The 11,464-nt window shown below is 68.9% G+C and carries 9 protein-coding genes and 1 pseudogene; 6 read left to right on the top strand and 4 right to left on the bottom strand.

What is annotated here, in order from left to right:
- Positions 1–11: 11 nt before the first annotated feature.
- A complete protein-coding gene (gene cydB / locus AC3ETA_RS36650; RefSeq protein ID WP_432197210.1) occupies positions 12–1,016 on the bottom strand; it encodes a cytochrome d ubiquinol oxidase subunit II in 1,005 nt (334 codons plus the stop codon).
- 20 nt (positions 1,017–1,036) lie between these two features.
- The gene (locus AC3ETA_RS36655) at positions 1,037–2,545 is read right to left on the bottom strand and encodes a cytochrome ubiquinol oxidase subunit I (RefSeq protein ID WP_432197211.1); all 1,509 of its coding nucleotides are present in this window, start codon (positions 2,543–2,545) and stop codon (positions 1,037–1,039) included.
- A gap of 142 nt (positions 2,546–2,687) precedes the next feature.
- Here AC3ETA_RS36655 and AC3ETA_RS36660 point away from each other — a divergent pair, with 142 nt between their 5' ends.
- Positions 2,688–3,080 carry a cyclophilin-like fold protein gene (locus tag AC3ETA_RS36660; protein ID WP_432197212.1) on the top strand — a complete coding sequence of 131 codons (393 nt, stop codon included), beginning with the start codon at positions 2,688–2,690 and terminating at the stop codon, positions 3,078–3,080.
- Positions 3,081–3,313: 233 nt separating this feature from the next.
- Here AC3ETA_RS36660 and hisC read toward each other — a convergent pair whose 3' ends face one another.
- Entirely contained in the window at positions 3,314–4,393 is a 1,080-nt protein-coding gene (gene hisC, locus AC3ETA_RS36665; protein ID WP_432197213.1) for a histidinol-phosphate transaminase, read from the bottom strand.
- Positions 4,394–4,845: 452 nt separating this feature from the next.
- Here hisC and AC3ETA_RS36670 point away from each other — a divergent pair, with 452 nt between their 5' ends.
- From AC3ETA_RS36670 to AC3ETA_RS36680, 3 genes are all read left to right on the top strand, one after another.
- On the top strand, positions 4,846–5,958 hold the full coding sequence (locus AC3ETA_RS36670; RefSeq protein WP_432197214.1) for a LacI family DNA-binding transcriptional regulator: 1,113 nt from the start codon (positions 4,846–4,848) through the stop codon (positions 5,956–5,958).
- A gap of 263 nt (positions 5,959–6,221) precedes the next feature.
- Positions 6,222–7,295 (top strand): metallophosphoesterase, encoded by a 1,074-nt coding sequence (locus tag AC3ETA_RS36675; protein WP_432197215.1) that lies wholly within the window; start codon positions 6,222–6,224, stop codon positions 7,293–7,295.
- A gap of 193 nt (positions 7,296–7,488) precedes the next feature.
- Complete coding sequence (locus AC3ETA_RS36680; RefSeq protein ID WP_432197216.1) at positions 7,489–8,358, top strand: hypothetical protein; 870 nt, start codon at positions 7,489–7,491, stop codon at positions 8,356–8,358.
- Positions 8,359–8,471: 113 nt separating this feature from the next.
- On the opposite strand, the pseudogene AC3ETA_RS36685 reads toward AC3ETA_RS36680, so the two are convergent.
- Positions 8,472–8,600: pseudogene (locus AC3ETA_RS36685) on the bottom strand (thiamine biosynthesis protein ThiC); the annotation flags it as partial.
- Positions 8,601–8,893: 293 nt separating this feature from the next.
- Here AC3ETA_RS36685 and AC3ETA_RS36690 point away from each other — a divergent pair.
- Entirely contained in the window at positions 8,894–10,105 is a 1,212-nt protein-coding gene (locus AC3ETA_RS36690) for an NAD(P)/FAD-dependent oxidoreductase (protein WP_432197217.1), read from the top strand.
- 92 nt (positions 10,106–10,197) lie between these two features.
- Complete coding sequence (locus AC3ETA_RS36695; RefSeq protein ID WP_432197218.1) at positions 10,198–11,094, top strand: RNA polymerase sigma-70 factor; 897 nt, start codon at positions 10,198–10,200, stop codon at positions 11,092–11,094.
- Positions 11,095–11,464 lie beyond the last annotated feature (370 nt).

Raw genomic sequence — 11,464 nt, forward strand, 5'->3', positions numbered from 1 at the left:
TGAAACACACCTCAGTGCACGGTCTCAGCGATGTGATGCGTACCGATCCGCTTGCGGAAGACCCAGTAGGTCCAGCCCTGGTAGAGCATCACGATCGGCGTGGCGATCACCGCGCACCAGGTCATGATCTTCAGGGTGTAGGGGCTCGACGAGGCATTGCTGACCGTGAGGCTCCAGTCCTCATTGAGCGAGGACGGCATGACGTTGGGGAACAGCGTCAGGAAGAGCATCGCCACGGCCGCCACGATGGTGACGCCCGAGAAGGCGAACGACCATCCCTCACGCCCGGCCTGGTTCGCCGCCACAGCCGCGACCAGCGCCACGACCGCCACGATCAGCGCGGCCAGGCTCTGCCCGTCACCGTTGTCGACCTGCGTCCAGAGCAGGAAGACCGCGGCCACCACGGCGGTCGCGAGACCGAGCCACAGCGCCAGCTTCCGTGCCCGCTCCCGGATCTCCCCCACGGTCTTGAGCGCGGTGAACACCGCGCCGTGGAAGGTGAACAGCGACAGCGTCACCAGACCGCCCAGGAGCGCGTACGGGTTGAGCAGGTCGAGGACGTTGCCGACGTACTCATTGCTCTGGTCGATCTTCACGCCCCGCACGATGTTGGCGAAGGCCACGCCCCACAGGAACGCCGGGAGCAGCGAGCACCAGAAGATGGCCTGTTCCCAGTTGCGCTGCCACTTCTCCTCGGGCCGCTTCGCCCGGTACTCGAAGGCGACACCCCGGACGATCAGGCAGACCAGGATGAGCAGCAGCGGCAGATAGAAGCCGGAGAAGAGCGTGGCGTACCACTCGGGGAAGGCGGCGAAGGTGGCGCCGCCCGCCGTGAGCAGCCACACCTCGTTGCCGTCCCAGACGGGGCCGATGGTGTTGATCAGCACCCGCCGCTCGGGCCGGTCGCGGGCCAGCAGCCTGGTGAGGACGCCGACCCCGAAGTCGAAGCCCTCCAGGAAGAAATAGCCGATCCACAGGACGGCGATCAGGACGAACCAGACGTCGTGAAGTTCCATGACTGTGCAGCTCCCTCGGCCTAGTACGAGAAGGCCATCGGCTTGTCGGCGTCAACCGAGTCGCCGCCGATCTTCGTGGGCGGGTTCAGGTCGGCCTCCGTCAGCTCGGGCGGGCCGGCCTTGACGTACTTCGCGAGGAGCTTGACCTCGACGACGGCGAGGATGGCGTACAGCGCGGTGAAGACGATCATCGAGGTGAGGACCTCGCCCTGCGAGACGCCGGGGGAGACCGCGTCGCGGGTCCGCAGGACGCCGTAGACGACCCACGGCTGGCGGCCCATCTCGGTGAAGATCCAGCCCCAGGAGTTGGCGATCAGAGGGAAGGCCAGGGTCCAGATCGCGATGCGCCAGTACCACTTGGTCAGCTTCGGGCCGAGCGCCTTCTTCGGGAGCAGCACCAGATGGGGCACCTCGTCCTCACCGACCCGCAGGTGCTGCGGCAGCATGAACTTCTTGCGGGTCAGCCAGAGTCCGGCCACTCCGACGGCGAGCGAGGCCATGCCGAAGCCGATCATCCAGCGGAAGCCCCAGTAGGCGACGGGGATGTTGGGCCGGTAGTCACCGGGACCGTACTTCTCCTGCTCGGCCTTGTTGACGTCGTTGATGCCGGGGACGTACGAGGTGAAGTCGTCCTTGGCCAGGAAGGACAGCAGGCCGGGGATCTCTATGGCGACCTTGTTGTGGCCCTTGTCGACGTCACCGACGGCGAAGATCGAGAAGGGCGCCGGCTCCTCGCCGTCCCACAGGGCCTCGGCCGCGGCCATCTTCATCGGCTGCTGCTCGTACATGATCTTGCCGAGCGTGTCACCGCTGACGGCGGTGAGCAGGCCGCCGACGGCGACGGTGACCAGGCCGAGCCGCAGCGAGGTCTTCATCTCACGGATGTGCTTCTTGCGCATCAGGTGGAAGGCGGAGATGCCGACCATGAACGCGCCGCCGGTGAGGAAGGCCGCCGACAGCGTGTGGAAGGCCTGCGCGAGCGCGGTGTTCTGGGTCAGTACCAGCCAGAAATCGGTGAGTTCGGCCCGTCCCCGCGCCTCGTTGATCCGGTAGCCGACGGGGTGCTGCATCCAGGAGTTGGCCGCCAGGATGAAGTAGGCCGACAGGATCGTGCCGATGGAGACCATCCACATGCAGGCCAGGTGGATCTTCTTCGGCAGCTTGTCCCAGCCGAAGATCCACAGACCGATGAAGGTGGACTCGAAGAAGAAGGCGATCAGCGCCTCGAAGGCCAGCGGAGCGCCGAAGACGTCGCCGACGAAGCGGGAGTAGTCGGACCAGTTCATGCCGAACTGGAACTCCTGGACGATGCCGGTGACGACACCCATCGCGATGTTGATCAGGAAGAGCTTCCCCCAGAACTTCGTTGCCCTGAGGTACTTCTCCTTCTCCGTGCGTACCCAGGCGGTCTGCAACCCGGCCGTGAGGGCGGCCAGCGAGATCGTCAGAGGGACGAACAGGAAGTGGTAGACGGTGGTGATGCCGAACTGCCATCGCGCCAGGGTCTCCGGCGCCAAAGCCAGGTCCACGTCGCTGCTCCTTACATACGCTTGTGAAAGCGTTCACATTCACAAGCAATTATGCAGCACGGACATTCCAGGCCCTCACGGGGGGTCCCTCGTTCGGACCAACCCCTTGGCGGGAAATTCAACATATTGTTGAATCGCCTGCATGCAGCCACAGCCACCGCTTCGGATACGGATCTCCTGGCCCTCGGGCAACCTCACCGCGATCCTCGACGACACCCCGACCACGCAAGCCCTCGGCAAGGCCCTCCCTCTCAGCTCCACCGCTCGCACTTGGGGCGAGGAGGTGTACTTCGACACAGGAGTGTCCGTTTCACGTGAAACGGGCGCACGACAGGTGGTCGAGCCTGGCACAGTCGCCTTCTGGACCGACGGCGACGCGCTGGCCCTTCCCTACGGCCCCACCCCGATCTCGCGAGGCGAAGAGTGCCGCCTCGCGAGCCCGTGCAACGTCCTGGGCCGCCTCGACGGCGACCCCCGCCTGCTGGCGACGGTCCGCGACGGGGACCCCGTCCGCGTGGAACTGGTCGACGCCTGACCGCGCCGACGTGGAACCCGCGGCCGCCCGATCGTGCCCGCGTAGGACCCGCGGCCGCCCGGCGAGCCCGCGGCCAGCCGGCGAACCCTCGGAGAACCCGCAGCCAGCCGATCATGCCCGCATGGAACCCGCGGCCGGCCGGCGAACCCGAGCGGAACCCGCGGCCAGCCAGCGAACCCGCGGAGAACCCGCGCAGGACCCGCGGCCGGCCGATCGTGCCCGGGACAGAACACCTAGAGCTCCTTGCGAAACCCTTCCGCCACCTTCAGGAAGATGTCGTTCGCCTCGGCCTCTCCGATCGTCACCCGCACACCCTCGCCCGGGAACGGCCGGATCACCACGCCCGCCTGCTCACACGCCTGGGCGAAGGCGACCGTGCGCTCCCCCAGCCGCAGCCACACGAAGTTGGCCTGGGTCTCGGGCACCGTCCACCCCTGGGCCCGCAGCCCCTCGCCCACACGGTTGCGCTCACAGACCAGCGACCCGACCCGGCCGAGCAGTTCGTCCTCGGCCTGCAGCGAGGCGATGGCCGCGTCCTGCGCGAGCTGGCTCACTCCGAAGGGCACGGCCGTCTTGCGCAGGGCCGCCGCGACCGGCTCATGGGCGATCGCGAAACCGACGCGCAGACCGGCGAGGCCGTACGCCTTGGAGAAGGTCCGCAGGACGCAGACGTTCGGCCGCTCGCGGTAGATCTCCACGCCGTCCGGCACCTCGGGGTCACGGATGAACTCGCGGTACGCCTCGTCCAGCACCACCAGGACATCGCTCGGCACCCGGTCGAGGAACCGCTCCAGCTCGGCCCGCTTCACGACCGTGCCCGTCGGGTTGTTCGGGTTGCAGACGAAGATCAGCCTGGTGCGGTCGGTGATGGCGGCGGCCATAGCGTCCAGGTCGTGCACCTCGTCCGACGTCAGCGGCACCTGCACGGAGGCGGCACCGCTGACCTGCGTGATGATCGGGTACGCCTCGAAGGACCGCCAGGCGTAGATGACCTCGTCGCCGGGGCCGGCGGTGGCCTGGATCAGCTGCTGGGCGACACCGACCGAGCCGGTGCCGGTGGCCAGGTGGGAGAGCGGGACACCGAAGCGCTCGGACAGCTCGTTCATCAGCCCCGTGCACATCATGTCCGGGTAGCGGTTGAACGACGAGGCGGCCGCCGTGACGGACTCCATCACGCCCGGCAGCGGCGGATAGGGGTTCTCGTTGGAGGACAGCTTGTAGGCCACCGGACCACCGGCCGCGGCGGGCTTGCCCGGCTTGTAGGTGGGGATACCCTCCAGCTCGGCGCGCAGCTTGGGGCTCGTCTCGCTCACCGCAGTCCTCCTCGCGACCACCGGCGGCCCATCACCACCGCCGGCTCCAATACTTCTCACCTTATGAGGATTCCGCGCCGATGCGTACAGGTGAGGAAGAGGCGATGCCCACGGGCGGGCAGGCCCGGGCCGCTGATCACACCTGTCACACCAGCATCAAGGGCATCGGCGTACGAAGGCGTACGAACCGGGGGGCGCGCCACACATATATCTACGCGCCGGTGGCTCACGCCCTGGCGCGCATCCCCCGTGAAGGTGAGTTGAGACCTCTTCGAAACATCGGACACTTGGCAGGCCCATGCGCGCCGACAAGTCACGTCTTGCCATTGGATCGTTCAACTCCCTTGCATTCAAAGGGATCTGACGGACTATGACCTTGCAGAAACGTGCCTGTCAACGATTGCATATGCGTCCGCACTACCCCACCGCGTGAGCCCTACTATCGGCTCGCCATGACAGCAGCAGGGAAGCACCAGGTGAGCCGCGCGGAAACCTCACGGCGAGGCAGTCGGCCCGGTCGGGCGGGCATCAGAGACGTGGCGGCCGCCGCCGGAGTCTCCATCACGACCGTCTCCGACGCCCTCAACGGCAAGGGCCGGCTCCCCGACGCCACCCGACGCCATGTCCGCGAGGTCGCCGACCGGCTGGGCTACCGGCCCTCGGCCGCGGCCCGGACACTCCGCACCGGCAAGTCGGGACTCATCGGCCTGACCGTGACGACGTACGGGGATGAACCTTTCACCTTCACGGAGTTCGCGTACTTCGCCGAGATGGCCCGGGCGGCCACCTCGGCCGCGCTCGCCCGCGGCTACGCCCTCGTGATCCTCCCCGCGACCTCGCGCCACGACGTGTGGTCGAACGTAGCCCTCGACGGAACGGTGGTCATCGACCCGTCCGACCAGGATCCGGTCGTCAGCGAACTCGTCAGGCAGGGCCTCCCGGTCGTCTCCGACGGCCGCCCCGCGGGTTCGCTGCCGGTCACGGCCTGGGTCGACAACGACCACGAGGCCGCCGTGATGGGCATCCTCGACCACCTGGCCGACGCGGGCGCCCGCCGGATCGGTCTGCTCACCGGCACCACGACGGACACGTACACGCATCTGTCGACCACGGCGTATCTGCGCTGGTGCGAACGGGTCGGACAGGACCCCGTGTACGAGGCGTACCCGGCGCACGACCCCTGCGCGGGCGCCGTCGCCGCCGACCGGCTGCTCGCCAGGCCCGACCGGCCCGACGCGGTCTACGGACTGTTCGACCCGAACGGCACGGACCTGCTCGCCGCCGCCCGCCGCTACGGCCTGCGCGTACCGGACGACCTGCTTCTGGTGTGCTGCAGCGAGTCCATGGTGTACGCCAACACCGAGCCGCCCATCACCACGCTCTCGCTCAAGCCGCGCCGCATCGGCACGGCAGTGGTCCAGCTCCTCATCGACGCCATCGAGGGGGTCGAGTCGGACCAGCCGGTCGAGCAGGTGATACCGACGGAGTTGATCGTGCGTACCTCGTCCCAGCGACGCCCACCGCGCACGACGGTCAGTCCGCCGCGGTCTCCCGAGGATCGTTAGCCGTCCGCCGAAACACGGCAGAGGCAGTCCGCCGAAACACGGCAGAGGCAGGTCGGGGGCGGGCAGGGCGCGGTCGGCGAGTGGTAGAAGCCCTGCCCAATCGGGGCGAAAGCCGCGGTGAACAGGAGTCCTGCTCCGATTCACCACCCCTGGGTCATCACATGGCGCGATCGGCATTCCTATGATGGGCCCACGACACCGCGGGCCGCTGCGACCAGGCAGTCCGATGCGGTGCAGATGCGGCGTGATGGTGGAGGGGTCTGATGACTCAGGGGGCCGGTCAGGGACCCGAGGTGGAGCGCACGGCGACGTTGCGCGACTTCCGGGTACCCGCGTACGTCCACGAGACCGGTCCGTATGCCAGCACGCACCCGGGCGACGTCGCCCCGCCCGCCGAGGAGACGTATCCCGAGGGGTACACGCCCACGCAGCGCGACCTGCCGGTCATCAATCGCGGCGACACTGTCCAGGTGCAGGTCGACCCCGCCTCCCTGCCGGCCCAGCAGCCGAACAGCGGCTCCGGTGCGCTGTTCGTCGTCGGTGACGTGCACGGCTATCTCGACGAGCTGGTGGCCGCTCTCCAGGAGAAGGGCCTGATCGACTCGGCGGGGAACTGGTGCGCGGGCACCGCACGCCTGTGGTTCCTCGGCGACTTCACCGACCGTGGGCCGGACGGCATCGGCGTCATCGACCTCGTGATGCGGCTGTCCGCCGAGGCCGCGGCGGCCGGCGGCTACTGCAAGGCCCTCATGGGCAACCACGAGCTGCTGCTGATCGGCGCCAAGCGCTTCGGAGACACCCCCGTCAACTCCGGCGCGGGCACCGCCACCTTCCAGGCGGCCTGGTTGCTCAACGGCGGCCAGAAGACCGACATGGACCGCCTCCAGGACCACCACCTCCAGTGGATGTCCCGGCTGGACGCCATCGAAGAGGTCGACGGGCATCTGCTCGTGCACTCGGACACCACGGCCTATCTCGACTACGGCGACTCGATCGAAGCGGTCAACGACACCGTCCGCGAGACACTCACTCGCAACGACGCCGACGAGGTCTGGGACCTCTTCCGCAAGTTCACCAAGCGCTTCTCCTTCCGCGACGAGGGCGGCGCGGACCATGTCCGCTCGCTGCTCGATACGTACGGCGGCACCCGCATCGTTCACGGTCACAGCCCCATTCCGTACCTGCTGGGCGAGGTCGGCTCAGAAGACGGCGAGGACAGCAGCGGGCCGCTGGTCGAGGGACCGCACCTCTACGCCGACGGGCTCGCCATCGCGATGGACGGCGGCGTGACCATGGCCGGAAAGCTGCTGGTCCAGCAACTTCCCCTGGATATCTGAACGTTCACCGGGCAGACGACCCCCCATCACGCAGGGACGGAGGACGGCGCAGGCCAGGGCCCAATTTTGGCAAACCCCCTGTCACCGTGTGCCGTCACCGCTCTACCATCGGCTTATCCGTAGCAGGCTCCCCTCCGTTTCTGCCCGACGGCTCGTTGGCATGCGAGCCCCAAGCCCTACGGAGCATCGGGGGATGCACATGAACAGCGTTCCGCAGTACCTGCACAGCGAGGACCGCCAGGAGTACGAGCGGATCCTCGACGAGGCGCTGCGCTCCGCACCACACCGCCCGGAACTGGCCGCTGTGGGACAGCGGCTCAACCCCGAACAGCTGCGCACCATGGCGCTGAACGCCACCGCACTCATCACGGCGGCCGCGGCGACCGAGTACCAGCACTACGTGAAGGTCCGCGAGGAACTGCGCCAGCCGGCGCCGTCCACCCCGTCGTCCAGCCGCGAGTCCGGCTCCTCCGAGTCGGGCACGGGCGCGATGGGGCTCGCCACCACCATGGGAGAAGTCGCCGAGACGGCCGGCCCCGGCATCGTCGCCGTGGTCGCCGTCCTGGCACCCGTCCTCGCGGGCACCGCCGCGGCGATCTTCTTGCTCGTCGGCTACATCCTGAAGATGTTCAACCCCGAGCCGGCATTCGCCCAGACGATGCTCACCACCGGATGGGTGTTCGGTGCCATCGCGGCGGCCGCCATCCTGGTCGCCGCCGTCGGACTCCTGCTCACCGCCCTGCGCAACCGGCCGGCCTTCGACTCGGGGCCGTACGGCGAGCTGAGCGAAGAGGTGGCCCGGGCCAGGGAAGCCTGGCGCGAAGCCCTGCTGGAGCGCGGCGTCCTGCCCTTCCTGCGGGAGGCACTCGCCGACCCCGGTACGGCGGCGGCCCTGCACCGCACGCCACCGACGGCACCGGCCGGCCGTATCCCGAACCTCGGCTACGACCGTCCGGGTTTCAGCAGCCCGGACAACGGCGCCGTCCCGGGCCCGCGTCCGAGCTATACGAGCCCGGACTACACGAGCCCGGACTTCGGAGGGCCCGAACACCAGCCGGAGTAGCCCCTCGGCTTGCGCCCCCGCCGTGAGAAGGCCCCGTCAGGGGACCTCCTCGTGGGAACCCCGAGGACCCCTCCTCGGGGAGGCGCAAGCCGAACAGCCGGCGGTACGCGACGTCAGTGCGCGATCGACCGGTACACCCGGTTGCCGGCCGCCACGAACTCCTGCGGCTTCTGGGCCATGCCCTCCCCGATCTCCTCCTGGGATTCGCCATGGGTACGGCGGATGTCCTGGGAGACCTTCATCTGTCAAAAGATTCAGCCCCCAAAGGACGAAGGCCGCCTGCCCGCGGTGGCATGCACCAGCGCCCGCCACCGCCACGTTCCCGACGCCGAACGCAAGGAACGAGCCGGCCTGCGAAGCGAGAACGGCATCCGCCGGGACGGACCCCCTTCGCTGCCGCGGTCCGGCCCGCCCGGCGGGACAACGCGATCACAGCGCCCCCAGCCGAGCCCGTGAAGTGATCTGAGTCACAGCCTGTCACAGCAGCCGACGACGTGGTGACTTAAGGCCGAACACCTGGAACGAAGGAGGCAGCATGACTGGGAAGACGCATGTGGTCGTGATCGGTGGCGGATACGCGGGCGTGATGGCCGCCAACCGACTGACGCTGCGCGACGACGTGACCGTGACGCTGGTCAACCCGCGCCCGGACCTCGTCCACCGGGTCCGTCTGCACCAGTTGGTGGGCGGGTCCGACGATGCGGTCGTCGCCTACCGGGACGTCCTGGCGGAGCGCGTCCGGCTGGTGGTCGACACCGTGGCCCGGATCGACGCGGCCGAGCGCAGCGTGACGCTGGCAGCCGCTCAGGACACGCTGGACTACGACTACCTGATCTATGCCGTGGGCAGTGGCAGCACCGAACCGAGCGTGCCCGGGGCAGCTGATTCCGCCTACCCGCTCGCCACCCTGGAGGAGGCGCAGCGGCTGCGTACGGTCCTGGACGCCACGCCCGCGACGGCCCCGGTGACGGTGGTCGGCGCCGGTCCCACCGGCATCGAGACCTCCGCCGAGCTGGCGCAGGCCGGTCGCACGGTAACTCTGGTCTGCGGCGGCGTGCTCGGCCCGTACCTGCACACGAGGGGCCGGCGCTCGGTTGCGAAGCGGCTGGCCAAGCTCGGTGTGACAGTCATCGACGGCTCCGACGCGAAGGTGACGGCGGTGACCCGTGACGCCGTGCGGCTCGCCGACGGACGAGAGCTGCCGAGCAAGGTCACCGTCTGGACCGTCGGCTTCGGCGTTCCCGACCTGGCCGCGCGCAGCGGGCTGAGCACCGACGCTGTGGGCCGCCTGCTCACGGACGAGACGCTGACAAGCCTGGACGACGAGCACATCCTCGCGGCCGGGGACTCGGCGGCACCGTCCGGCCTGCCCCTGCGGATGAGCTGCCTGAACGCCACACCGCTGGGCGCGCGGGCCGCCGACACGGTGCTCAGCCGGCTCGCCGACGAGCAGCCGGACCATCTCCACCAGGGCTTCTACGCCCAGTGCATCAGCCTGGGCCGGAGCGCGGGTATCTACCAGTTCGCCAACCGGTCCGACGTCGCGGTGTGGTTGCACATCGACGAAGGCATGGGCGCCAGGATCAAGGAAATGGTCTGCAAGAGCATCCCCGGGCACCTTTCCGGAGAGGCGCACAAGCCCGGCTCGTTCCGTCTGCACCGCATGCCGGGAGGGGTCGCCAAACGTCGGCAGATGCTGAGCGCCCACCGCGCCGACGCACCGGCCGCCGCCGACCGGGCAGTCTGACCGGTGCGGGCTGTGAGGATCCTGCCGCGGGCGCACCCGAACGCGGTCGGCCGCAGCGGCCGACCGCGAAGGACCAGGAGAAGGGACGAGAGTTGAGCAACGACGCCGGCGACCCCGTGACCGAGGTGTTCCTCGCCCACCGCAACCTGCTCTTCACCGTCGCCTACGAGGTACTCGGATCGGCGACCGACGCCGAAGACGTCCTCCAGGAGTCCTGGCTGCAGTGGGTCAAGGCCGACCGGGGGCAGGTGCGCGACCCGCGCGCCTTCCTGGTCCGGATCACCACCCGCCAGGCACTCAACCGACTGCGCACCATCAAACGCAGCAGGGAGGCATACGTCGGCCCCTGGCTGCCCGAGCCGCTGCTCACCGTGCCGGACGTGGCCGAAGACGTCGAGCTCGCCGAGAGCGTGTCGATGGCGCTGATGCTCGTCCTCGAGACGCTGTCACCGACCGAGCGGGCCGTCTTCGTGCTGCGCGAGGTCTTCGACACCGGCTACGACGAGATCGCGGCCGTCGTCGACAAGAGCCCCGCGGCCGTCCGCCAGATCGCCCACCGTGCCCGTCGGCACGTCGATGCCCGGCGCCCCCGCCAGGCGGTCTCCTCGAACGAGGGCCGAGCGGTCCTGGAGTCGTTCCGGCTCGCCGTCGAATCCGGGGACCCTCAGGCCCTCCTTGAGGTGCTCGCCCCTGAGGTCGTCCTGATGAGCGATGGCGGCGGCATCAAACACGCCGCGCTGCGGCCGGTCATCGGCGCCGAGCGGGTGGCCCGTATGTTCGCCGGCGGCATGGGCAAGTTCGAAGGCACGTTCACCACCGAACCGACCGTGGTCAACGGCAACCCCGCACTCCTCGTCCGCCTGGACGGCGAGATCGACGGCGTCATGGTGATCAGTGTCGAGGACGCCCGCATCACCGGCCTCTACTACGTCCGCAACCCCGAGAAACTCTCCCACGTCACATCCGCGACTCCGCTGGCCCTGCGCTGAACACCAGCAGTCGCCGACGCGCGGGGGTCGATCGTTCCAAACTCCCGCAACGATGTGAGGACCGTACCGAAGCGCTGAGACGCCCCCGCGCTCACGCCGACGGACCCCCTGACCGGGGACAGCGATCCGCAGCAGCCGGATCATGCGAGGGGGCTTTCTGAGAACCCCGACTCGGCGACACCCACCGAAGAGCCCTTCGGCTGCTTGGGGAGGCGCACCGCACGGCGTCCCGGGCGTGCCGCGGCAAAACCAAGGGCCGGGCCCAGAACGATGTCACGTTCGAGTGGAGACGACTCCTCTCCGCCCTCGTGGCTGTCTAGGGCCCACCCCTCATCATCTGGGCACTGTCCCAGGTGAGAGCGTCAGGCGC

It is taken from the genome of Streptomyces sp. bgisy027 (assembly GCF_057710365.1).